20 protein-coding genes are annotated in these 24,587 nt (G+C 52.0%); 8 read left to right on the top strand and 12 right to left on the bottom strand.

Annotation, left to right across the window (positions count from 1 at the left end):
• Nucleotide 1 precedes the first annotated feature (1 nt).
• From SIB58_RS08995 to SIB58_RS08975, 5 genes are read right to left on the bottom strand one after another with little or no spacing between them, the layout of a single operon-like run.
• Nucleotides 2-349: a phosphomannose isomerase type II C-terminal cupin domain gene (locus tag SIB58_RS08995; protein WP_066905110.1), complete on the bottom strand. Its 348-nt coding sequence runs from the start codon at nt 347-349 to the stop codon at nt 2-4.
• On the bottom strand, nt 346-2,034 hold the full coding sequence (locus SIB58_RS08990) for an ATP-dependent DNA helicase (RefSeq protein ID WP_066905112.1): 1,689 nt from the start codon (nt 2,032-2,034) through the stop codon (nt 346-348). Before SIB58_RS08990 ends, SIB58_RS08995 begins: the two co-directional genes overlap by 4 nt.
• The gene (locus SIB58_RS08985; protein WP_067325534.1) at nt 2,034-5,684 is read right to left on the bottom strand and encodes a UvrD-helicase domain-containing protein; all 3,651 of its coding nucleotides are present in this window, start codon (nt 5,682-5,684) and stop codon (nt 2,034-2,036) included. Before SIB58_RS08985 ends, SIB58_RS08990 begins: the two co-directional genes overlap by 1 nt.
• Nucleotides 5,685-5,689: 5 nt before the next feature.
• The gene (locus SIB58_RS08980; protein ID WP_066905115.1) at nt 5,690-9,001 is read right to left on the bottom strand and encodes an exodeoxyribonuclease V subunit gamma; all 3,312 of its coding nucleotides are present in this window, start codon (nt 8,999-9,001) and stop codon (nt 5,690-5,692) included.
• On the bottom strand, nt 8,995-9,651 hold the full coding sequence (locus SIB58_RS08975; RefSeq protein ID WP_066905570.1) for a metallophosphoesterase: 657 nt from the start codon (nt 9,649-9,651) through the stop codon (nt 8,995-8,997). Before SIB58_RS08975 ends, SIB58_RS08980 begins: the two co-directional genes overlap by 7 nt.
• On the opposite strand from SIB58_RS08975, the gene SIB58_RS08970 reads away from it, so the two are divergent.
• From SIB58_RS08970 to SIB58_RS08950, 5 genes are all read left to right on the top strand, one after another.
• Nucleotides 9,607-9,984 (top strand): hypothetical protein, encoded by a 378-nt coding sequence (locus SIB58_RS08970; RefSeq protein WP_231856991.1) that lies wholly within the window; start codon nt 9,607-9,609, stop codon nt 9,982-9,984. The genes SIB58_RS08975 and SIB58_RS08970 overlap by 45 nt on opposite strands.
• A 421-nt stretch (nt 9,985-10,405) precedes the next feature.
• Complete coding sequence (locus SIB58_RS08965) at nt 10,406-10,858, top strand: hypothetical protein (RefSeq protein ID WP_067325219.1); 453 nt, start codon at nt 10,406-10,408, stop codon at nt 10,856-10,858.
• Entirely contained in the window at nt 10,852-11,271 is a 420-nt protein-coding gene (locus SIB58_RS08960; RefSeq protein WP_067325222.1) for a hypothetical protein, read from the top strand. Before SIB58_RS08965 ends, SIB58_RS08960 begins: the two co-directional genes overlap by 7 nt.
• A gap of 1,553 nt (nt 11,272-12,824) precedes the next feature.
• Complete coding sequence (locus tag SIB58_RS08955) at nt 12,825-13,187, top strand: hypothetical protein (protein ID WP_067325228.1); 363 nt, start codon at nt 12,825-12,827, stop codon at nt 13,185-13,187.
• Between the two features lie 787 nt (nt 13,188-13,974).
• Complete coding sequence (locus tag SIB58_RS08950) at nt 13,975-14,145, top strand: hypothetical protein (protein ID WP_156486485.1); 171 nt, start codon at nt 13,975-13,977, stop codon at nt 14,143-14,145.
• Between the two features lie 368 nt (nt 14,146-14,513).
• Here the strand turns inward: SIB58_RS08950 and SIB58_RS08945 are convergent, their stop codons facing one another.
• From SIB58_RS08945 to SIB58_RS08935, 3 genes are all read right to left on the bottom strand, one after another.
• Nucleotides 14,514-15,863: a pentapeptide repeat-containing protein gene (locus tag SIB58_RS08945; protein ID WP_156486486.1), complete on the bottom strand. Its 1,350-nt coding sequence runs from the start codon at nt 15,861-15,863 to the stop codon at nt 14,514-14,516.
• 268 nt (nt 15,864-16,131) lie between these two features.
• Entirely contained in the window at nt 16,132-16,437 is a 306-nt protein-coding gene (locus SIB58_RS08940; RefSeq protein ID WP_156486487.1) for a hypothetical protein, read from the bottom strand.
• Between the two features lie 383 nt (nt 16,438-16,820).
• A complete protein-coding gene (locus SIB58_RS08935) occupies nt 16,821-16,994 on the bottom strand; it encodes a hypothetical protein (protein WP_074159272.1) in 174 nt (57 codons plus the stop codon).
• 1,346 nt (nt 16,995-18,340) lie between these two features.
• Here SIB58_RS08935 and SIB58_RS08930 point away from each other — a divergent pair.
• A complete protein-coding gene (locus SIB58_RS08930; protein WP_156486488.1) occupies nt 18,341-18,562 on the top strand; it encodes a hypothetical protein in 222 nt (73 codons plus the stop codon).
• A gap of 193 nt (nt 18,563-18,755) precedes the next feature.
• Here SIB58_RS08930 and SIB58_RS08925 read toward each other — a convergent pair whose 3' ends face one another.
• The gene (locus SIB58_RS08925) at nt 18,756-19,400 is read right to left on the bottom strand and encodes a MarC family protein (protein WP_067325242.1); all 645 of its coding nucleotides are present in this window, start codon (nt 19,398-19,400) and stop codon (nt 18,756-18,758) included.
• 29 nt (nt 19,401-19,429) lie between these two features.
• A complete protein-coding gene (locus SIB58_RS08920; protein ID WP_067325537.1) occupies nt 19,430-20,824 on the bottom strand; it encodes a glutamate decarboxylase in 1,395 nt (464 codons plus the stop codon).
• Nucleotides 20,825-21,183: 359 nt separating this feature from the next.
• Between SIB58_RS08920 and SIB58_RS08915 the strand changes: the two genes are divergently transcribed.
• Complete coding sequence (locus SIB58_RS08915) at nt 21,184-21,477, top strand: hypothetical protein (RefSeq protein WP_067325248.1); 294 nt, start codon at nt 21,184-21,186, stop codon at nt 21,475-21,477.
• Between the two features lie 18 nt (nt 21,478-21,495).
• On the opposite strand, the gene SIB58_RS08910 is transcribed toward SIB58_RS08915, so the two are convergent.
• Nucleotides 21,496-22,362 carry a hypothetical protein gene (locus tag SIB58_RS08910; protein ID WP_414494864.1) on the bottom strand — a complete coding sequence of 289 codons (867 nt, stop codon included), beginning with the start codon at nt 22,360-22,362 and terminating at the stop codon, nt 21,496-21,498.
• Between the two features lie 1,274 nt (nt 22,363-23,636).
• Nucleotides 23,637-23,813, bottom strand: a complete 177-nt coding sequence (locus tag SIB58_RS08905) for a hypothetical protein (RefSeq protein WP_156486489.1) — start codon at nt 23,811-23,813, stop codon at nt 23,637-23,639.
• 143 nt (nt 23,814-23,956) lie between these two features.
• On the opposite strand from SIB58_RS08905, the gene SIB58_RS08900 reads away from it, so the two are divergent.
• On the top strand, nt 23,957-24,223 hold the full coding sequence (locus tag SIB58_RS08900) for a Nif11-like leader peptide family natural product precursor (protein ID WP_414494862.1): 267 nt from the start codon (nt 23,957-23,959) through the stop codon (nt 24,221-24,223).
• The last annotated feature ends 364 nt before the right edge of the window (nt 24,224-24,587 follow it).

The following is a 24,587-nucleotide window of genomic DNA, read 5'->3' as shown; positions in this document are numbered from 1 at the left end:
ATTAATTTATCACCCTGCCGAAGTCATCCTCCAGTCGTTCGATGTCGGACTCCAGCAGAATTGCTCCCTGTTGGACTTCGATGATCAGAAGATCTCCGGGGCCTCCGAAGGCCCGGTGAATGGCCTTGACGGGAATTTCAAAAGAGTTTCCGACCGAAGCGTCCATCCAGGCGCCATCGCAATAGACAGACCCTGTGCCAGCGGCAATCACCCAATGCTCGCTGCGATGTTGGTGGCGCTGCAGGCTGAGCCGTGCGTTCTCTTTGACAAGCAGCCGCTTCACTTTGTAGCCGGGCCCTTCGGCCAGCTCCTCGTACCAACCCCAGGGACGCTCCACTCTCGTTGTCACACCGACCCCTGACGATCGATCGCCCCAAGCATGCCGCTGCTCTTCAAGGATGCCAGTCGCATCACGGTCAGTTGATGTCGCGCTCTGGTGATAGCGGTGTAGAGAAGAGCTGTGTTGCTTGCGTCTTCACAAGGTGGCCAGAGCAACAGAACCTGATCAGCCTCGCTGCCCTGAGCTTTGTGGACGGTGAGAGCAAGCGCAGGCTCGATTCGCCGGATTCTGGCGGGATGCAGCAGTCGATAAACCCCTTTGCCGGAGTCATCACTGCATCGGAACAGCAGTCTGCGTGTCTCGCCGCTGCCAATGCACAGACCGAGGTCGCCATTGGCAAGACCCAGTTCCATTTGATTGTCGCTGCAGAGAACCGGCAGCCCCTCGGGCCATTCACCGGCATCAGTGCCCGACACCAGATGCCGGTGAAGACTGTCCACGCCCCATAACCCTCGACGTCGCGGACAAAGCACGATCAAGGCATCGAGATGCTCCAGCAGGGCATTGGCCTGTTCGGGATCTGGAGAGCCATCAGCTCTGACGTCCAGGCTGTTGGCCGCCAGTCTCAGCTTTTCCAGCTGCTGATTCACGGCATCCGTCACCGCATCTGGAAACCCAGAAGACTCCGTCAGTAGTTGATGCACGTTGGCCTCGTCATCGAGATCAGCGAGATCAGCCCAGAAGGCCTCCGGCCCCTTCTGGCACAGCAGAGAACTCAGCCGAGCCAGGTCTCCTCGATTTCTGTACACCTGATGAAGACGCACAGCAGCAGCGCCGAATCGCCGTTGGAGGTCCGCTTTCTGGAGGTGCTGCCAGACAGCTCCCACTCCGATCGGCGGCAACTGGTTGGCATCACCAACAAGCAACAGCTGTGCATTGGCTGGCAGAGCATCCATTAGTGCCTGCGCCAGGGTCAGGTCGACCATTGACGCTTCGTCGACCACCAGCAGATCCAGCGCCAGAGGATTGCGGCGATGGCGGCTGAAGCCTCCTGGTCTGGCCTGCAGCAGCCGATGCAGTGTGGTGCAGGGCAATTCCGAGGTGCGTTGATCGCAGCGGATCGCGTCCTGCAGTCGTCGTGCCGCTTTGCCTGTCGGAGCAGCCAGATGAATGCGCAGGTCGCCACGATCGGCCATGGCTTGAATCAACATGGCGCGAACGGTGCTGGTTTTGCCGGTACCAGGCCCTCCACTCAGTAACACCACCCTGTGATTGCTGACGGCGTTCACCGCCGCCAGCTGCTCCGGATTCAACTGCTGGTCTGAAGCCATGGCTTCGATGTCACTCTCACTGCGACGTCCGTTTGGGTTACCAAAGGGTGGAAGTGCGCTGCGTTTGATCAGCGTCTGCTCCAGTGTCTCCATGCCCTGATGCCAACGTCGCCAGAGCAGGTGATCCCCGTCCATCACCATCAGCACAGGGTCTCTGTGCAGCCAGCCACTGGCTTCAAGCACCTGTCGGTGCGTCTCTGGCCAGCCATCGGTCTCAAGCTCAGAGGGTTGCTTGCCGTCGGCTCCCAGATCGATGCTCATTTCTCCCTGGCTGAGGGCCTGGGTCATCGCCTGTACTAGGTCGTTGAGTGCGGTGAGCTCGTTGTCACCGAACTCTGCCGGAGGGGGACAGCGACGCAGCAGCATCGACATCATTCCTCTGCTCAGAGCTGTTGAGGAACCTGTTCGATCACGTGGATCCATCAGGCCTCACCTCTCAGAACAGAATCGAGAGCGTGGAGGCGTTGAAGGGGTGCGGCTTCAAGAATCACGCCGCTGCCACCAGATCTGGAAACACCACGAAGGAACACGTAGGCGTACCCGCCAAGATGTCGCTCAGGTTGATAGCCGTCCAGGCGCCACTGCAGAAATCGGTGCAGGGCTACGAGGTAGAGATGGGCCTGGAGAGGATAGTGATGCTGGTACATCTGCTCCTCCATGGCGCACTGTGAATAGTGTCGTGGTCCGCAGTGCAGCGGACGCCCATTTACATCTCTTTCACCGATCCAGTTGCTTTTCCAGTCCGCAACCCACCAGCGTGCCGTGGCGGGGTCGTTGCCATCTGTGAACACCAGATCGATGGAGCCGGTAAGAAAGCCTCGGCTCAGAAACTCCAGATCTTCGAGGGAATCGGCATAGCGTTCACCGAACCGTCGTTTGGGTTCGATGCGAAAGGCACGCGCCAGTTGCTTGGGCTGAACTGCTCTGCCCTGGTGAGCCACAGGCAAATCAAAACTGAGTTCATGCAGGCGTCGTCCACTGTGCAGTGACCTCAGCTGCAGATCGCCGAGGGGTCCTCCAAAGGGGGCTTGCACCAGTGTCTCCAGACCCTCGAAAACTGCATCAACCAGGTCGGTTTCCAGGCCGGAGCGCGTCAGTTCTCGTTCCACCAGAGCGCGATTGTTCTCCTGTTCGATCTCTTGATCGAAGGGAATCTGCTCCAGGATGCGATGCAGGCAATCACCGGCTGCTGCACCCCTCGGGAATGATCCCAAGGGGCTGTCATCCGGATCTATCGGCTCACCCTGATCATCGAACAAGAGGCGTTCGGAGTCTGCGCCGGTCCTGGCATCCATGTCGCGCCCTTCCTCAAGGTTGCGGGGGTCCGGGCTGGTGGCTTTCGCACTGCCATGACTTGAGATCCAGGCCGAATAGCTGCTGCGCCCCCAGCTGCGATCAAAGCTGTGACCTGGCACTGCACCACATTGCAGGTTCCGCTCAACAACTCGGGGGTGCCAGCGCTCGCGATCAGGATTGATTTCAGTTCGGTGCAGGCTGATCAACGGTCCCGGTGGATCAGCGAGTTCCTCCAGCCATGGTGCGAGTGGATTGCCTTCCTGGCGTGCTGCCCTGGCCTGAAACAGAACAAGATGGCGTTCGGCCCGCGTGATCGCGACATAGGCGAGGCGTTCTGCTTCCGCTCGACTTTCAAGTAGATCGCAATGACTGGCCGCGTGCCCCAGTCCCCATTGAGCATTGAGCGCTACGCGCCAGCTGCCGGAGTTATCCCCCTGGGGCACACGCCACAGCGGACCTTTCCCTGGGGAGGGCGCTTCCCATAAATAGGGGCAGATCACCACCGGATACTGCAGACCCTTGCTGCGATGAACAGTCACAACGGCAATCGCACATTCGGCCAGATCACTGAAGGGCTGTCGCTGTTCCTGGATTGTGTCTGGAGGGTGAAAGCGTTGGCGTCGCAACCAGTCGGCACCACTGGAAGCATCCAACCCCAGGCGGTGCATTGTGTCCTGCACGAGTCGTGCACATTGCTGAAGGTCGCCGAGTAAGCGGCCGCGGCTGGACAGATCTGCCACGGTCTGCCCATCCATCAGGCGTGCGAGGCAACCCATCAGTCCCAGTTTCGGCAGTTCGAAGGCAAGCTGCTGGAGCTGTGAAGCCAGCTGATCCAGCTGACCGTTGTCATCGGCGGCTGCTAGATCCTCGCTTCTCCACTGCAGGAGTGAGGACACTGCCAGCTGCCGTAAGCCACCGGTATGGGCAGGACGTGCGAGCGCGTCAAGAAATGTCTGCAGATCGGAGGCTCCTTGGCTGGTGAAGACATCGCCCTGACTGACAAGGCGGCTCGGTAGACCGGCAGCCGCCAGTTCGGCTCGAATGTCTTCGGCTTGACGATGCCTGCTCACCAGGATGCAGAGTTCGGAGGGATCCAGCTCCGGATCGTGTCCCAGGGTGAGCAGGATCAGGTTTGTTGCAATGCGGGGGATCCGCTCCTCCAGTGAGGTTCTGCTGCTTCCCCCGTCGTCGTCATCAGAATTGATGTCGACAATCTGGAGTGATGAGCTCCCCTTCGGTAGTGGTAGTGGTTGTGCGTAAGACCTTGGGACGACTTCGGGTACCGATAGTTCGGAGAGTCGAAGTCCAGGAGCCATCAGCTGGTTCATGGCCTTCATCAGTAGCGGTGTTGTGCGGCGGTTGTCGAGCAGTTCATCGATGCAATCCGCATCACGCCGTGCCGCTTTATAGGTGTTCAGATCTCCACCTCGGAAGCGGTAGATCGCCTGTTTGGGGTCACCGACCATCAGCAGCAGGTGGTTCGGCGTTGTGAATGCGGTTTTGAGCAGTCTCCACTGAAGCGGGTCGGTGTCCTGAAATTCATCGATCAGCACGACCCGGTAACGCGCTCGCAGAGGCGTGAGCCAGGCTTCTGCTGTTTCTGACTGTGCGGGGTCGAGTGCGTCCAGCAGCCCTGAGAATCCAACCACTCCGCGTTGTTGGCGTCGGGCATGGAGCTGCTTCAGTCCCTTGATCAGCAGATGGCGCCAGGTCTGTTCGGCTGGTCCGTCCCAGAGGTCGGCAACAGCGGCCTGCAGTGCGGGATAGGCAAGGTTGGGATCGGCTTCACCGCAGGAACGCGCTGTTTTCTGAAAGGTGCCTGGATGGAAATAACCACCGAGAAGCACCTGGTTACGGACTTCGATGTAGTGGATTGGATGTCCACTGGTCTTGCTGATGTGGTCGGTCCAAGTGTCGAGCTCTCGGCTTCGGTCTTTTCTGGGGCGGGCACTGAAAGGCTTGGTGTCGCTACAACCGACGCCTCTCCATTCAGCAGCGCAGCCTCGAAGGGCTTGTTCCAGAGCCGAACCATCGGTGTGCCATAGATCGAGGAAGAGCTCCCAGCGGCTCTGCAACCAGCTCTGAAACACCTCACAAAGAGATTGCTCCGCTGCAATCGCTTCCGCGTCTTCTGCGATGCGCACCGCACAGTCACCATCAAGCTTCTGGAGTGCGGAGGCGAGCGCTTCGGGCGAAAGACCTGCTCGCATCAGTCCAGCCACATGTCCAGGTTCAAGCTTGAGGACCTCTTCTCGCCAGAGGTCATGAGCCACCTGGATGGCCAGGGTCTGTGGATCATCGTCAAGGTTGAGATCGATGGCCTGACCGTTCTGCAGCGCCTGCCGACGAAGGCTGCGGCGGCAGAATCCATGGATTGTTGTGATGTCGGCCCGCTCCAGGGCTTCGAGGGCCTCGAGCAGTCGACTGGCCAATATCCTGCGCTGCTTGGAATCCTGCCCGTGTTGTTCAAGCCAGTTCTGCAGGACTGCATCCGTTTCAGGCAACAGGGTGCTGTTCCGTTCCTTTTTCAGCAGGCCCTGCAGCGCCGAGTCAAGACGGCATCCAATCCTGTCGCGCAACTCATCGGCGGCGGCTTCCGTGAAGGTCACCACAAGCAGTTGATCGAGGCTCAACGCTTTCTCCGTCACCAGTCGCAGTACGAGGTGGGCCAGGGCGAAGGTCTTCCCCGTTCCAGCGCTCGCCTCCAGGAGTCGAACGCCGGGTGTCAATGGGTAGGTATTGGCTTCGAATCGTCTCGTTCCACCAGCGGTTGCCATCTTCATCAGCACCGTGCCTCGAGCAAAGGCTCATATAAGGCCTGGAAGGCTGCTCCGAAACCTTCATGACCCAACAGCAACTCCGCGTCACAGTGGCTGCCGAAGCAGACTTTCTGTTCGGACTGATCCCGTTCAGCCCAGCCGCTGAAGCTTCCCTGCCAGCGATTGATGAAGGCCCTGTCCGCGGCTTCCGCCCCTTTGGACCACGCCAGTGCCCTGGCCAGGCCGCTGTCGGGTGGGACAGGCCAGCACACTTTTGATCCATGCTGAGCCAGCCTTTGCAGAACCCTGATCTCGTGTTCAGCCTCCAGTGGTTTCAGCGCTCTCCAGCGTATGGCGATATGGAATTGATCGGCTTTTGTACTGCCGTCTTGTCGGCACACCACTGCGGTGTTGCAGTCTGCATCTTCCAGCTGGGCAAGCAGGTGCTTCAGCCAGCTCTGCAGCAGAGTGCGTGACCTCAGCCTTGATGTGCTGATCTGAACGGCTGTCTCGCCCGCCATCACAAGGGCTGAACGCTGAGAGGTCGGTTGCTGCTTTAGGCGCAGAGGCCCGAGGCTCAGAGCAGTTTTTTGGAGGTTCTGCCAGCGTCGCTCCAGCCGATCGTCATCCAGTTCAGCAGCAGCGCCAGGAGGCATCAGGCCTTGCCCGTAACTACGTGCAATCCAGTCTCCCGTCGTCTCAACATCCCAGCGGGCGTTGGGATCGTTGGCCAGCAGTTCGAGCTGTTCAGAGAGACGCTGGCTGAGCAACTGATGACAGTCGAGTTCCGGTAACGACAGGGGTGAAAGATCGTTGACGGGATCGCACCATTCAGCAGCATCGATGCCCTGGCGTTTCAACCATTCCTTCTGTGGGGCTTGCAGCCAGCGTTCCAGTCCTTCGATCGCCTCCGAGGTGATTGGCAAGCCTGCATCGCTTGTTGGATGCTGCCAACCAAGGGGCAGGGCCAGGCCCAGATCACGATGCTGTTGATCATTCCCGGTCTGTGCATCGAGATTGCGTCGAGCGTTCAGAAGTCTGCGGTCGCAACTGATCGCATCGGTTTGTGGCGTAGCCATGAAATTGGCGACATCCAGAGGATTGGCTGGAGGGTGAATCAGAAGCAGATCCATCTGCTGTGGGTCGAGCTGCTCTGCAAGCAGACTCAGCCACTGTTGAACCGGTGGGCATGGAGGCAGGTTCTCGCCTTGTCGTTCATCACGGCTACTCCAGCTGATCAGCAGATGCTGTCGAGCTGAGAGCAGTGCCTCAAGCAACACGTAACGATCCTGGTCGGTGCTGCTGGGGTCGCCGAGTCGGCGTTGCAGTTCGAGCAGGTGAAAGCCTGCACGTTCCTGATGCCTTGGGAAGGCGGATGCATCAAGACCCATCAACACGATCACGCGATGTGGGATGGCTCGCATGGGCTCCAGCGCGCTGATCGTGAGAGCACCGCTGCGGTGGCCGAAGCGGCCGCTTTCCGTTGAAAGTGCTTCCTCCAGCACCCTGATCACAACAGCAATATCCAGCTCCAGCGAGCAGTCATTGGCCTGCAGCTGCCAGTTCTCCAGGCATTGATGAATGGCCTGCAACTCCCAATCCCATTGACCACCGTCATTGAAAATCTGCTGAAGCAGCTTGCGCAGTCGATCCACCCATTCAGTGCAGGGAGCGCTGCGACGCAATTGGGCGATCCATCCGGCCAGTTGATCCAGCAGTGGCCACCACAACTCCAGTTGCTGCAGGCTCAGATCCGTCAGCGCAGGTGCGCAGGAATCAATGGCCAGTCCAGGTTCTTCCGGTAAGGCCAGGCCCAGCAGCCAGCGATCCAGGCACCAGCGCAAGCTATTGGTTTCATCTCCGTTGCGTTCACCTGCATCCAGCCCCCAGCGGAAGCCACTGCGCTGAAGTGCATCAGTGATCGCCATCGCGTCCTGCGATGAAAGCTGTTGCAGGTCTTGCAGTGCTGGGTTACCAAGCAGCGCTTCCAGTCCGCTTGCGGTCAGCCGATCAGCGCTCAGGCGCAACAGGCTCATGAAGGCCTGCTGAAGCCCAGGACAGTTTTGCTGACTGCGATCGGTCAATCGCCAGGGAAGGTCCACACCGGTGGCATCCCTGTCCGAAAAGACAGAAGCCAGCAGCGGTGCATAGCGCTCTACATCGGGGGTCATCACCAACACGTCTCTGGGCTGCAGGCTTGGATCGGCAGCCATCCAGCTGAGAATGCGATCACGTACGAGCTGCACTTCTCTCCAGGGACCTGCACAGCCCATGAACAACAGGGAATGATCGCCTTGCTTGATTGACAGGGATGCCTGGTCCGATTCGCCCTTTGCGAGTTGCCGTTGCAGCTGCTCCAGCAGGGACGCCTGGGAGTCCTCGTGCTGTTTCATCACAGTTGGATCAGCAAACAGGTCCCCCTGTTCCCAGCTGCCCAGCAGACACTCGCCGCTTCCTTCCAGAAGCAACTGAAATTCGGCTCCCATCCTGCCCAGGATCCCCTCCAGGCGCGGAGCTTCGATCAGCCAGGAGCCATCGGGGGAGTTGGTCCAATCCTCGCCAAGCTGACTCCGTCGTCGCTGCGACCGTTGCCAAAGGTCTGGACAGGGTGTGAGCAGAAACAAGTCCACGCTGATGCGTCCTGCGAGGGCCTGCAACAAATTGATCTGGACTGGGGCCAGATTGCTGACACCGAAGAGCCGTAGGCGTGCGGGTAGCGGCAGCGCGGGGTCTTGACCGTTGCGGAGTCGTTCAACCACCTGTTGCACCTGCAAACCAAAGGGCCTGCATGGCAAGCGCTCTGCCAGAGCACGGGCCAGAAACGGCTGCCACTGCAGGCCTTCGGGGAGTTGATCACCCGCACCTCCATTCAGCCAATCGGCGAGCTCCTCCGGTCTGTAGAGCGCATAGTCGTCGATTGCATCGGCCAGGCTGCGAGCCAGCTGCCACTGGTCACGATTGAGTCGTCCCTGTTGACCACCATGGAGCTCCCACCACTCTCGAAGGTTTGTCGCACAGCTCTGGTCAAGCAGGTTCGGAAGAACCTCCAGGACCTGCCAGACCAGACGTTCCGCTCTCCATGGATCCTCAATGGCAGGAGCATCGCTGAGCACGGTCTGCACGAGCTGTCGCAAGCGACTGCCAGGGAACGGAAAGCGCACCAGTGCACTGATCCCGTTGACTCTCGCCAGCTGTTCTCCGAGCCAACGACTGGTTGGCCAGGTGTTGACGACCACTTCGATCTGTTCAAACGGGCCGGGAGGCTCAAGCCTGAGTTCCTGGGCCAGAAGCTCAGCGAGCAATTCCGCTCTGTTGCTGCGGTAAACCCTCAGCAAGGTACTTCTGCGGTCAGCTCATGGCTGGCTGCGGGCATGGCCTTGTCACTGGCCTGTCCGATCACCTGCACCACCGCTTCAGTTTCGGGGCAGAACGCAGTGAGCAATCCGCCATAGACCGCGCCTGTGTCGATCATGATGATCTTGCCGCGTCGCTCCACAGCTGGTCGGGGCGTATGGCCCACCACCACAGTTCCATAGCGACCGTCGTAGCCCTCCCAGAAGGGCTCGCGCACATTCAGATCTGGTTGTCCATGCTCATCGAAGCCGGCATGGGTGGCTACCCATCCATCACCTGAATAAACAAAAGGCAGCGTGCTCAGGCGCTGTTTCCACTCTCTTGTGTGTGCATCACCCAGTTGCCGGTACGTCTCGATGGCCAGCAGATCATTTCTCTCCTCAGTGGAAACGGCCTGGAGGCCTTCGACCAATCTCTGTTCATGGTTTCCTCGCAACCAGGTGGCCCGACCACTGTCCACCAACCCCCATACCAGATTGATGCAAGCGGCAATTCCAGGCCCGCGATTGATCACATCACCGCAGAAGACCAGATGATCGTCGGTCGGTAACACGGAAATCAGGCGAAGAAGGGCCTCGTGACATCCATGAACGTCACCGATAACCCAGTGATGGCCCCATGTAGACGCCATTTCAAGCGCTTCGATCACTCGATTCTGACTGTGTGCACCAGTGCTGTCAGCGAATGTGATTACGGTGGAGCGTCAAAAGCTCTGGATATGGACCCCCGTTCCCTTTCTCCATTTCGTCGTGTGGCTTTGTTGGTCAGGGCACTCGACGGTGCCAAGAAAACAAATCAGGCGCTGGCCCGCTGCAGCGATGGAGAGGCGATGCTGGATGTGCTGCTTGGTGCCTCACAGAAGCTGAGGCTTGGCTTGACGCGTGAAGAGCTGCGCAACACGCCTCCAATCCGCGATTGGGTGTGGTGGAAAAACAAGGACGCCCTTATCACTATTGGGAAGTGATAGGTGGGACAGAGGTGGGACGCCCTTTACAGTGAGGTGTTCTCGTATTGTCCCTCTGGGTTATGGACCCATTACTGAGAAAATCATAGGGTTCAAGAAAGGAGTCGAACTCCTCAGGACTCAGAGGTATGGAGACACCTGGTTAGTCCGAGTGATGGTGGAGAGAGGGAATTATCGGATTAGGATCACCGATACAACCAACCTCGAAGACGCCCAAGAGATGTCTTTCACCATCTGGCAATCGGTGATGAGAGAGGTTGAACAGTAACTCGTCACCAAAACATCTATCACCCGTCTATTTCACTTCTTTATGGAACACAATTAGAGTGAGGTAGAGATAGGCAAGATATCTCCATACACCAGGAACGCAAAGAACTCTCAGGTAAGGAATGGCATCCTTCCCTACATCCAAGAGAGAGGAATGAAGGATGCCAGAAGAATCAACTCCAACAAAGACTTCAGGGATTATCCAAAGTTCCGACTTGTTATGGGTAAGGACCCTGCCACTGTCAACAACGAAATCATCACCATCAAAGAAGCATTGAGATGGTTCAGACGAGAGGAATACATTGATTACGACCCTCCCTTTATTGAGACTTGCACTGTCGACCAGAGAAAGAGAGATGACTCCAACCCTCCCATCACTGTTGATGACTTTCTTCTAATCACAGAGTGGTTGGACAAGTATGTGGAGGATGTACCAAAGGGCAGGCAGACTTATATGAGGAAGATGTTCAGGTGTTATGTCCATATTTGCACTGCCGCTGCTCTTCGTCCTCATGAATGGAGGCCATTGACTTGGGGAATGGTGAAGACAGGCAGTGAGAATGAGTTAAATATCCCTCACTGGGTAAGACAGGTAGAAGATTGGTGATATTCAAGTCAGATAAACTCTCTGAACTCAGAAAGATTCAGGAGGAATTGCCGAACTTTAAGGTGAATAAGGAAACTCCTTTGGGTGCAGACCCAAATATAGGCAATGGGTTCTCAGATACCACTTATACAGATAGGTGGAAGGTGATTATGAAGGAACTGAAGATGCCTTACACAGAATACTCAATGAGAGCAGTAGGAATCTGCTCTCGTTTAGAGGCGGGAGTACCCATCTTTACCGTTGCGAGATGGGCAGGTAACAGTGTGAGATTTATTGAATCCAACTACACCGCATCCATCATGAGAAGTCAGAAAATGAGGAAGCAGGTATTGATGGATGAAGGCAAGAAGTGGAAGAAGGCAGGTATATTCTTGGGAAGCAGTGAGGATTACATTGTTAGGGACTTAGAATAAACCTTCTGTAACCCTTCTAGGCGCCTCTGTAAGGGGTTTCAGTGAAGGATAGTGAGGAAATGATACCTTAGATAAAAAAAGAATCCCTGTCGGTCAAACAGGAGTTCTTAATGACAGTGCCTGAAGTGATGGCAATCACGTATTGCTATTTATTCGTCAGTGAGGAGGGGTTTTATGTGGGTGTCCCAAGTTGTCCCGAAACTCCTCTCACTATATTGTTGTTAATATATTATTATTATCTTATTACTATAGTCAGGAGGCTTTTGGGATAAGTCGGGACACCGTAAAGTTATAAAACTAGGGTTTAGAAATCTGCTAAATAAGAGTGTGGTTAGACAAAAAGAAACCCCCTTCACCATGCAAACCCGAAGAGGTTTTTTTACCACTGATCATAATAATCCCAGAAGAAAGATTATGACTTATGTCACAGCAACTCCCGACACTGACACTCCTGTTTATAATACACCGACCACCAAAGTTACACCTTGTTCAGTTTGGAGAATGGAGGACATTCAACCCTTCACTCAAGTAAAGAACTGGCACCAAGATAAGGGAGAGGACTCTTTCCCCGAACCCTTATGTGGAACAGGCATCCTGACTACTACAAGTGGGTTTATCCAGAGATGACTAAGAGGTGGGGGTGTTCAGAGGAGAATGTAACTCCTTATTGTTATCGGACACTACTCAAATTAGTCTGCCCTCACTACTTTGGTATCTACCAGAACGATGGAAACATTATTCAGGTGAACCCCCTCAGTATCGTGGGAGGAACGATGGAGATAAAGGAACTTAGTATCACCCAACTCTCTTCCTTTATCTACACCGAAACGTACAGACTCCTTCGTCTGTTCCCAGAAGGATGCCTCGGAAGAACCATCTTCAATAACGAGATGTTCTCCAAGAGAGACTATCCCATCAAAATCTCACAGTCATAAGTGAACAGGATGGTTCCCCTCCAAAGGGTGAAGGACACTTATCAACTTATTATGTGGAGACGAAGTCAAACGGTTGGCGTCTCAACGAAGTCAGAGTTTCCGCCAACTAGGCGGTGATGGACAACTCAGAGAACAAGATGAGATAGTTTATCTTCCGTTCAGTCGGAGAAACCTTCTCTCATGACATCTTTCACACTCACCTCGATGTCTTGGGTTACAAGAACGACTCCAAACATGGACGAGTTCGCTCTATCAACAAGGTGGTTTGTGAGAACGGTATCCGTCTGGAAACCACACGGAAGAGAGTGGGCAAGGAGAGAGTTCGGTTCATCGAAGTTCAACAGAACACTGTAACTATGGAGGACTATGTTTAACTCGAACCGACTAATAAACCACTCAAATGGGTTAAACAAACTCTGCGATAATTGCTATAATTTATTCACTAGGGGGATTTTGTTATGAAAGACTTATTGAATTCACGGGTTAAACATTTTCATTCGCTTATGAAGAGCGCGTCCTCACCGAGGAAGAAGCGTATAAGCAATGGCAGTCCATCAACGAAGAGTGGGACACCCGTCTGGGTGCCGAGGAACTGACTGTGGGACAAGTCATCTGTGAGTGGGAGAGGAGCAGGGTATGGAGAAGACATCACTTAGAGAGTCGAAGGCGGATGTCTTCGCCGAACTCCAACGGCAGTTGGAGAAGTCCATAACCTGTGAACCCGCCTACGACACCCCTCTCACTGCCCGCACCAGCGTGCGTTCACTCAAGTGGTGGATGGACTGCACAGACGAAGAGTTCGTTCGTATGGGCGGCGAGTTCGACAAGGACGAGGGTTACAGACTCGAACCCAACTTCCCTGAACCGAAGGAGACGAAGGAGGACGCGGTGTTCTGGGATGGTTCTTTGAATAGAGATGGCATCCCTGTTTTCTGTGAGTGGGAGAGACGAGATAAGTTTTTAGATGGGTTCACCCTCTGAACGCCCTCGCTGGGGCATCCCTGCATCCCTCGCAGACAAGGTGTGGTTGATGGAGAACGGGCACCTCCCAAGAGACGAAGCGCTCATAGATAAATACAAGCACCAGAAGTATCTGGCGACACTTGCCTTTTACGAACAAATGGAACAGGATATTTCCGGTTGGAAACGCTCTTCAAACTGACTTGTGAATCAAATCGACATTAAAGACAAACAGGATTATACGAGTGAAGAGACTATCGAAGACAGAGATAGCAGACTTATCACCCTCTACAACCAACAGATTCGCGACGAAGAACTCGCCCTCGGGTAGTAGGCACAATAAAACTCCTAGACCCTGGACGATGCAGGAGTTGGTGGCGTTATATAAGTCCAGTAGGAAAAAGTATTAAGGGAGGTAGAACCTCCCAACTCCTCAGTCGAGTAGTGCCACGGCTTCTTCCAGGGAGAGTTCGTCTTCTGAGTAGTCCTTCTCTTTCTCCGTGGGAGTTTCAGTTTGAGTGTCCGCGAGAATCTCTAATTCGTTCTAGTCACTCGTGGGTTCAAGTGCGAAGAAGTATTCGATGTTGTCGTTGTCGTGAACCAAGTAACCGAGGTTCTTTTAAGAGAGTACGAAAACCATCCGTTGAGTATGTGATGACTAGAGATAAGGGACAAGGGTTGTTCGTGGATCAGAACGCCCGTGTTTTCGTGCCGTTGCGTGCTTGAAACTAGAAATCCTACAGACGAAGGAAGACGAGGATTAGATATAGGTGCTATGAAGTGTGTAGTCCTATCATTCATCAAGGTAATGTCTGAGAAAGAAAAGCAATTACAACAACCCGAAGAAGAGTTGACTGCTGAAGAACTTAAGGGAGTCGATGGTGCAGAAGGACTGTTCTCAACCTTGCCCCCCGTCTCGCCGCAGGAACAACTCGATGCCAAACTCGCTCAGGAGGACGGTATGATGGGTGCGATTTGAACAATAAATAGTGGTGCTTGTTTCACATGGTGCCAGCAACACCGAACATTTTTTCCTTTCTTTGGTGGACATAAGGAAAGTTGAGGGATTTACTTTTGTCCTCCTCTTTCTTTATAAAATATTCTCATCAGGGTCTATACATGCTGGAAAAGGAGCAACCACGATTTGTTGTTTTGAGAGTCCTCCAGACACACCCTCTAACTGTTCTTAATTCAACTCTTCCTTGAGTTCCGGTGACTCCCTCTCTTTCTTGTCGACCTTGGTGTTCTTGGGGTCCTCTATGGTGTTGCTTCAAGATTTATCCAAACCATAGCAACGAACTCATAAACGCGATAAAGGGAGGACCTTATGAATCCTCCCATTATCACCTATTGAGGTCCCAAAAAAATGTTAAATGGGTTGAACTCAAAGGTTGGCTGTGACGGACAATGACCATGAATTGAATGACGAACGGTTCCACCAGGCATAACTGTCTTACAAAAAATTGTGGTTTCATCGATCACAGCATCCTTAAAATGAGCACCTGTCAAGTCAAGGTTGGTAAGATTTGCACCACGCAAATCAGCACCTGCAAAATTAGCATCAATTGCATTAGCATCTGTTAAGTCGGCACCTCGCAGATCGGCATTCTCAAAATTGGCAGACAATAAATTAGTAAATCTCAGATCTGCGTTGCGAAAACTAGAATTCATGAGCTGAGTATTTGCAAGGCTTGAAAATAACCAGCAAGTTTGATCGTAATGAGAATTTTGAGAGGAAGAATTCGAGATTGAACTATCAACAATATCCGCACCATGAGCGATAATATGATCTAGTTCAGAATTGATAAAAGATGTGCCACCAAGATTTGAATTTGAAAGATTAACGCCGCGAAAATCACTGCCATCAAAGGACAAATCACTAAGGTCGAGACCGGATAAATCGTATCCAGAGGCATCAGTGCCGGAAACAAGCCGTATGCCTTTGAGCTCATCGCCGTAATTTAAGGCCCCTGGAGACTGCTCCTGTAATGCAGGTTTGAACAGTACGTCATCAGATTCAAGCAGTAATCCAAAATCAGCAGGGCCAAATCGAACCGATTCGGAGACAGGAGCAGAGCCTCCGAGGATTGTGCCATCGGGCATGATCGTATCCCGGAAAATTGCTCCCTTAAATGTGTCGTCATTTACAGTTGCACCATAAAAAGTACAGCCCGAAAGGACAACATCACTAAAACTAACTCCACGTAGATCTGAGTATTGGAAACCAACATTCTGGAGGGTTGATCCATCAAAACTAGCATCTTTAAGATCAGCAAAATCAAATGATGATCCAACAACTAAAGCACCGTTGAAACGGACATCACGAAAATCACAACCTGAATTATCCATCAGCACCATCTCGGCGCCACTTAAATTCGACCCTGACACATGAGCATCGGCAAAAGAAGTGACGGAGAGCTTAGAATTCTTAAAAGAAACATTCCGGTAGTTTCCTTTGGATATCGATCCTGCCTGAAAATTAGCATTACTTATATTACTATCAGCTAAATCACTAAAAGCCAAAAAGGCCCCCTGCAAATATGCACCTTCAAAATCATGATTCTTCGCAACCAAGCTAGGGCCAATTTTAAGACCACTGACTTCTTTGCCCACCATGACCTGGCGGCCAGAGTATATCTTCATCAGTAAATAATAAGGGTTTGAAGAATTAACGATAATTGCTTGGTCAGTTTCCATGTGCACAATAAAGCCGTATCTATACCATGATGCCAATTGATCTCAGTTGAAATGCGCAGTTTATATAAAGAATCAAAGCGATCAATGTCCATTAACTAGTTTGCTTGGAAGAAGACTCAGTTATTTATCAGTCATCATTGAAGACGGCATCTTCATTCTTCCGTAATGTGCTGACGATGAAGTTACCGTCAAGTCGAGCGATTCGGTTTTCAGTCAAGTTGGTTGCGTTAGCGAGAACTGCCTCGCCTGCCTCAGTGGCGATTCGTCCCTACAAAGCGGCGGGAACCAAAGTGTCAGTTTCGCCGTTCTTCCAAATGTATGTTTCGATGTTCTTGAGGGTGGCGCAACAGGTTTCAAGTTCCTCGTCGGTGGTGTCTTCAACAAACATATGCCCTGATAGGTTATCGAACGTCTCCTGCCTATTCGTCATTCCATGCTTTCCATATTCCTCACCTGCCTGGTGGAGACAAACAACGCGGTAGATGCTGAGTTCACGATGGGTTGGAAATCTCTCCTGAAACACGAACTTAGACATGTGTTCAGCAACGGTTTGTAGTTGGTAGAGTGTTGTCATGGGTTTGTTCCCTTTGGATGTATCCACCATCTCTCCGCCTTCCTAATTACGAATCACACCAGGTGATGGTTCTTCCTGTCGGTGCCTCACCCCTCTAAATCCCAATCACCACCTGGGCTGACAGCGCTTTCAGCAATCTGACTTTTGCATGGTCTCCCGGTCTTCGATGGCGTTATGGTGCAACATACGTTCGATCACTGGCTGCCCGCTTCCTGTCAGCAACCGCGTTTCGACTTCGACCCATTGAGAATGCCGCAATCGCATATTAAACGCTTTAATTCTACTTACAAGACTCGCTAATCTATTAGTCAACAGTTGTGAGTCAGCCCATCATCAGCACGGAGTTGGAGCAGCTGATAATCTTCCGGCCTACAGGCCAAAGTTCAAAGAATTGGTGAGTTTGGGCAAAGCCCTCTGTTGCAACCACATGCATGCCACTTGCCGACAGCGCAACCTTCGGTACAGAAAGCTTTGCCGCCGCGCATCACAGCTTTTGAAAGGTCGATGACACACCGGCATTCTGGGTCACCGCATTCGCATCTCACAAACGTAGTCATCATTGACTCCTAGATCGATACTTTCGTTCTACGAGAGCTAGCTATCGATTGATAGTGCGTCAACCGTCCTGCGAGGTTCGGCTTTAGGAACTGCCTTGCCGGTCCTTGCGTGGCATTGGTGAAGTCTGGCCACCAGTCGAATCAGACTGGCGACTGATTGATTTCCTGCATGCCGATTCCCTGGGGTCAGCCCTCGACCTGACCCGCTGCGTGTCGTGACAGTAGAACTGAACCTGGGGCCGGTGCTGTGGCCATGGCTGGCGCACTTCACTTCCTCCAGAAGGACCTGCTTATCGATTCCTGGTCAGACAACGACCCACTGCTTTGGAAGCATTGGTAGATCCACAAGAAAACTGGATACAGCTCGCTCCATATCCAGAAACGTCCATTTCAGGATCGTCCCCAATCGACCCCGGGCATTAAAAAGCCAGTCATAGCATCGAAATCTCGGCTATGAATTGGCTGAAAATTACCTTTTAAGCAGTCATTCGATGGTCCGAATCCATCAGGGGGCGTCAGTCACAGAATGGGTTCTCGAGGATGCCCGACGTCTTTTTTTGTTGATTGTCCGAGGCTCCAATCACTTTGCATACCGAGTAAGTTTCATCAAACACATGCTGAGCTGTTTCGATTGCGAATTTGTGCTGAATCTGCTCGCCTAAATTCGTCGGCTGGAATATCCAACCCATCTTCTGTTGTTCTGAAGAAGATCTATTAAGGCTTATCCATCTCATGTCCAGCAGCCGCTTTACCTCTATCTCTGAGGTTGTCTTTATCCGGGGATGTCGATTCAGTGCCGTCACTGCGATCACAGATAGGTACACCACTATCTGCCGAATCGATTTCGTTCTGAATCAGCTGCTCCACGAGAGACCGTGCGAGGTCTTTTAAGTCTCGGAGTGACTGGCAAGCCTCAATGTCGTTATGGAGTCTGAGGCGTTCTTGTTCGTTGATCATGGGACATCTTTTCATCCGCTTGGTATCAACAGGATTGGAACATACACCTCTTCACACCTCTTCACACCTCATTTGGTTAGTGACTAGGGTGAAGTCAGGAAAGATTGTGGTAGTTTTTATAGGTAAAGACAGTGCAGTTGTTTGCTAATTCTTGATAAATAGTGGTGCTGGTTTGCGTGATGCAAGCAACACCGAACATTTATTTCCTTTCTTCGGTGGACACAAGGAAAAAGAAGGGATTAAATCTTGACCTCCTCTTTCTTTATGCCTTCTTCCCAGGATATCAAGGATAATAAAGTCCTAATCTCTCCTCTTTCCGTTTAGAGGTAGGCGCTTATAGATTATTGCTATCAATCGTACAAGTGCATAAAATATATTGAATCTCTTGTTTGACGGATTGCACTTTATTGTTCTTCATCGCAGCTCATTCTCTTGATGATGTCGCGGGTATTCCTCAAGTATATGATCACAAAATTACTCTTTATAAGCTCGCTAAACTTCCTCAAGCAGAATTGAAACTATTGCTGGTTGTTGACCTGCTGACGGAAAGATTATTTGCTGTGATATGGCGCTATGCTCAGGTCTCGGTGCCAGCACTCTTTGAAGTCTGAATGAATATTGCATATTAGATTTATTGCAAAGATGCACGAATATTTTCTTGCAAGCTTTTTTAATCTTTCTCAAGCGTTGATTAAACGCGTAGTTCGAATCGATAATCTTTGCGTTTATGCAGCCTTTGGTTTTTGATTTATTTCAATCACTTGGCGATTGCTGAGGTGTGGTTTGCGAGCTTGATAATGATTGTTACCCAATCGCGTTAATTGATGCGTCTTGATATTTCAAGTAGAAAGATCCGATTCCTTGGGCGAGAAATTGAATCCCTATTGATAGCATGAAGAGTCCCATGACTTTGATGAAGATTTCCATGCCCATTGTGCCGAGAAGGGTCATGATTTTGCTGCTAAATCTGAAAACCACATAGTTGACAACCACTAAGACGATTGTTGCTCCAAGTAACTCAAGAGATGTGCCCGTGCTGGCAGCCGTATCTGCGAAGAGAACCACAGCCGAAAGTGTTGCGCCGCCAATTGTCAGTGGGATTGCAAGTGGAACGACCGCAGCTGAGTACAATTCTGAGTCGCTGAGTTGTTGTTGACGATTTTTGATTTCAGTTGCATCTCGTTTAGGTGTCGTGTCCGACTTGGAGTTCATCATTCCAAATCCAACTCGACCTAAAATTAATCCACCTGTGATTTGAAATGCGTCGACGGAGATCCCGAAAAAATCAAGGATTCGTGTTCCCACCAGCATGAACAAGACCAGGATGATCAGACAGGCGAAACTGCTGATAAGGATCAACCGGTGCACTTTGTGGCGCGGTATTCCTTGGGTGAGCATCAGAAAAGCTCCCAGCGCTGAAACGTTGTTCCCGATGGCGATCAGTCGCATCAGGTAGTGCTGAGACGAGCTGGTATCGATCAATGGTGGAAGGGACGATGATCGGGATTGGGATCCTCCATTGGCTGCTTCAGCTGCTGGAACCAGTCGACGGCATTGCGAATGTCCCGCAACAGCAGGTCAGCCATGTCGCGGGTGAATCCAGCGCGGATCACAAAGCGCAGCACCGCTAGGTCTTCACAGGCGGCAGGCATCGTGTAAGCAGGAACCTGCCAGCCCCTTGCTCGCAGGTGATCGGACAGCTGGAACACGCTCCAGTTCTTCACCGAGTCCTCGAGGGTGACGGCGAACACAGGCAGCTGACCCCGTGGGTGGCTCAGCAGCTTCATGCAATCCATCGCCTGAAGTGAGTCAGCGATGTAGGACGCCGTGTTCTCCAGGCGGCTCATGCGTTGGCGATAACCCGCCTGGCCCAGATGGATGAAGTTGAAGTACTGAGCTACCACCTGAGCACCTGGACGGGAAAAGTTCATGCCGATTGTTGGCATCTGGCCGCCGAGATAGTTGACGTTGAAGCGCAGTTCTTCAGGGAGGTCATCCTGCTGCCGCCAGAGCACCCACCCCACACCTGGAAGCACACCACCGTATTTGTGGCCGCTGGTGTTGATCGATTTCACGCGGGGCAGTCGAAAATCCCAGCTCAGCTCGGGAGAATTGAACGGGGCCACAAAGGCGCCGGAAGCACCATCAACATGGATCGGTATATCGAGTCCCGTTTGCTGCTGCAGCTGATCCAGCCCCTGCTGGATGGCTTCGATTGGCTCATAGCTTCCATCGAAGGTGCTTCCCAACACACCCACCACACCGATTGTGTTTTCATCGCAGGCCTGGATAGCGCCCTCAGCCGTCATCTGCAGGTGATCCCTCGTTACCGGCACCATGCGTGCCTCGACATCGAAATAGGCGCAGAACTTGTCCCAGCAGATCTGAGTGTTGGTGCCCATCACCAGGTTGGGGCGGCGATCATCCAGCCCCTGTGCGTTTCTGCGTTGACGCCAATGCCAGCGCAGCACCATTCCCCCGAGCATGCAGGCTTCACTCGATCCCGTTGTCGATGTTCCGACGGCATCATCAGGATCCGGTGCATGCCAGAGGTGCGCCAGCATTTTCAGACAACGATTCTCGAGCTCAGCGGTTTGTGGATATTCGTCCTTATCAATCATGTTCTTATCGGCACACTCACGCATCAGATGCTTCGCCTCTGGCTCCATCCAGGTGCCAACGAACGTGGCCAGATTGAGCATGGCGTTGCCATCCAGCATCAGGTGATCGTGGATCAGCCTGTAGGCAAGATCCGGCTGTAAGCCGTGTTCGGAGAGCTGATGCCGGGGTAATTCAAGCTGTGTCTGATTGCTTTGGCTGAGGCGGTGACCCAGGGTGGTTTGGAGATCGATTCCGGATTCAGAGGAGGTCAAGTCGTGTTCCTGCTCACAGCGGTTCTTCACTGGTAGCCACAGTTGCAGGGAAAGGGAATCATCCTGCCGTTCATCAGCGGGCAGCCTGAGCTCTGTGTATGAAGCAGGCCTTGGGTCCTTCTTGTTGTTGCAGAGCTTCCATTGATGATGACGTGGATGGATCTGAAAGCTTGTCGGACTGAAGACTCTGCAAACGGCGCCCGAACCGCTGTGATTTGTTCAATGGTCCAATGTCTATTGTCAACGCACTGAATACTGTTGGTTGATCCACAACATTGCCGGATACCGCACAGATTCCGAGGGCGTGATCAGCCTTCGGACCCGGATCCTTTCTGAATGCATGGAGGCTTCTCATCGTAATGGAGGCAGCACTCTCGATTCAGGGGCGGTTGGTTGAGTGGAGCTTGTCTGTTGTCTGCTGGTGTCTGATGGAAGCCAGTGAGGGTGATCAATATCGCCAACTCATTGGGGTGTTACTCAGGTTGATCCGCTTTTGTTCAGCTTCTGCAAGCATCACGGCAGCAAAAGATTCCAGTGCTGAAGTAATGAATTTTATGATGAGTATGGCATTCATTCTCAGTGAGATGAATATCTGTATGATTGATAGTGTTGGATTGCGGCAGAGGTCATTGCTGGGGTCGTTAAATCAATAACACACCGTTAACAGGTTTTTATGTGCTGGTGATCTCGTCTTCTGAACATTCAGCCAGGCTTAGGAGTCCAACCACTGCGAAAGCAAGAGAGCCAAGGAACGTTGTTCGAGCCGCCATATCTGCATTAAAAACGCTTTGCTCTGGCAAGTGATTTGGAAGAGCCGCTAACGCAGATTGCATGAACCATAGGCAGCCCAGTCCGTTAACCATCGCGATCCACCAGCCGAGGTGATTTGGTTCATAGACCAGCAGCTTTCCGTGGCCCACCTCTATCAGGCCATCGGCAGCGGAGATTAAAAATAAAATAGATCCTAAAAGATTTGGAAGCACTGCTAGCAAAAGCCAGCCAATGTCATTTGGCTGAGCCCAACCCCAGAGAAAGAAGGTGTTGATGTTAAATAACACTGTTCCCATGCTCTGGGTTAAGGCGCAGCGAAGACCACACCACTGCCAGTTTTCCGTTTCTGCAGGAAGTTTCTCAACAGCAATTTGTGCCTGTCTCAGTTGCCACCAGCCCCCTGCTGTAAAGAACACGGATCCCATTGCAAGTGTTGCTGAACTGATCTCTACTGCTCCTGGCTCCATCAGCGACCACAACGATCCGATAGCAAATAAAAGAGGGCCAACAATAAAGGCCAGAGATGTACGAACCTCAAGGCGATTGAGTTGCTTGGGATGACAAAGCGCCCGTGTCATCGATCTGAGGCTAAGACGTTTGAAATGAACAACGGTTAAGGGGCCATGGCCCTTTCGAAGGCGACGGCTGGTCAATATTCCCGTAGGGTGTTGCCAAGCTGTCACTCCTAGACGGGTGCGCCAGTAGGCCTTGAGCTGAGGATTGTTACTGCCAGTGATTAACTTTTTATTCATTTGCTTGCACCGCAACGCTTCCCGATGGATCCATGCAATGTGTATTAGTATGGTTGATTCTATGCATGAATTCAATCCGCAGAACGAATGCTACTCAAAATCATTGCTTTCAAGTGATCAAGGTTTCGATTTCGTGCTTTTCGCCATCAGTCTTTAACGTTCTGACGTGTAAATCATCATCTTTCAGCCCCCATGTTCAGCCTGAATCACTGGGGACTGTTGTTGATGTGGTGGCTGATTGAATAACACTGAAACCCTTCGACTGATGCCCCTTCACAGATACCAAAACTCATTATGTTGGTGGGTCATTTCTTCAGTCGTGCCCAGTATCCAGTATCCAGTGCCCAGTGCCCAGTGCCCAGTGCCCAGTGCCTAGATCCGGAATGGATGGCTGCTCTGGCTCTGGGTTTTATGCATGTTCGCGGTAGTCCTTGTAGATGGCGCAATGACCCTTTTCAATGAGTCCTTGGCCATGACCAACAAGCCGTTAACAATCCTGGGCCAAGATCCAGTGCTCTGCAAAATTTGAGACGAATGCCATAACATCTGCGAGTGTGTTTGGCGCTTAAGATCAGCTGATCACTGTTCTGAATCAACGCGCCTTACTTCGTTCAGAAATGTGTCACCGTTGTGCGAATGATCGCGACTTTTACCATTGGGTTGACTCTGTCGTTGTTCTGAACTGCCCTGTTTGAGCTGTTGCTTGTCATGATGCTTCGGATGAAGTCTTTCAGGTTCTGCTTTGTGTGGGCGTCTGCCGCTTTAATTATGTTCGTTGCTCATATCAGTTGACCTTCTTTCGCAATGAAGCTGGTCCCTGTCCGGTTAGCAGCACATCAGTTTCTTTTCCGACTTGCTCTCGTCCCAGGTTGCTACAGGCGTCGGTGGGGAGGTGATTGACACTCCGATTTCCTTCCACATCAATTTTTAGAGCTCGTGTTACGTATCGATGTTGTTTGTCGTTTCCATACCGTGGCGTCCTGACTTTGATCCATAAAAATTTGATGAATTTTTTGGAGTCTGCAGCCAAGTCAGGAGCTTTTGGCCACAGGTTAAGGGTGACTGTATTTGTGCCTATCGATGCGTCTTCCAGCAATCACTCACTCACCTATACCAATTGCCAGGCTTGAGGTGGTTCGGAGCACGACCTGAACGATTGCATTGATGAACCGGACCTATTCACTAATCACGGCATCAGTTCTTTTGTTTGTTTTCAGGCGTGAGAGGCTTGGTTAGCTTCGGTTCCATGAGCGACAGCCAGAGTCCTAGTGCCTGGTTTCGTGGAGGGACTAAGGCCCTTCCCAAACTCCTTGGTCATGTGCTGTGGCCTCTTCCTCCAGTCCAAGGTTGTCCTGATTCCCAACGAACTGATTCCAGGTCATGCCGCCTTGAACGGCTTTCAGCTCGTTTTCGCTGAGTCTGTTCTGATTTGCATCGGTGTCCTTCTTGGCTGTTTTGTCTTTCATCGGTCTTGCTTGGTGCTCCTTCAAGCTAGTTACCACCCGGTTCAGTATCAATCCTTCAGATGCAGCATTGACGGCCGGCCAAGCACCGCTAAATATCCCCTAGTCGAAGGATTGGCTTGTATTTTCTTTTTGGGTATTTTGAGATGACTCGCAAAACACCAATGTCCGATGAACAACTCCAGTTTTTCCTTGCCAAAGCTAAAGGCGATACACACCTTCAAGAAAAGCTCAAAACAGCTAAGTCTGCTGAAGAAGTCGTGTGTCTTGCTAAAGAATATGGCTGCGAATTTACTTCGGAGAAAATCAGTCAACTTAGTAAAGAGGAGTTAGAGCATGTAGCGGGTGGATGCTGGATGAACACCTGCTGGGGGTACGGACCAGGAACAGCTGCAGCTCCAGATTGGAACTAAATGTCAAGGCCATTGACTTACTACATGTTTTTGCAACATCTTAAAGCACCATAAAAAACCTACATGGCCATATCAATCTTCAGGAAAAAATATAAGCAGCAATATTACTGGTTAATTGATTGGGATTGTTGAAAATATTGTACTCAAGCGACTGCTCGTCATATTGCCTTGCTCAGTAAACTGAACTTGAAGATTTGAGAGGTGTTCAGAGCTTTTTCTTGCCCTGTAATGTTACCTCAGGCTGCTTACTAGCTTCATTCGATGAAACTTTGATTTACTTGACTTTACCCAGAAGTTCTTTTGACTTTGACGCTCTTTATTAGATTATTCAATCCAGGCATTGAAAAAGAGCTGTCTCAAGCTG

Origin of the sequence: Synechococcus sp. MIT S9504 (assembly GCF_047497135.1) — a bacterium.
In the GTDB taxonomy this organism is placed as follows: domain Bacteria; phylum Cyanobacteriota; class Cyanobacteriia; order PCC-6307; family Cyanobiaceae; genus Synechococcus_C.
The sequence above is the reverse complement of the archived record's forward strand: the minus strand, read 5'-3'. Positions and strand labels throughout refer to the sequence as shown.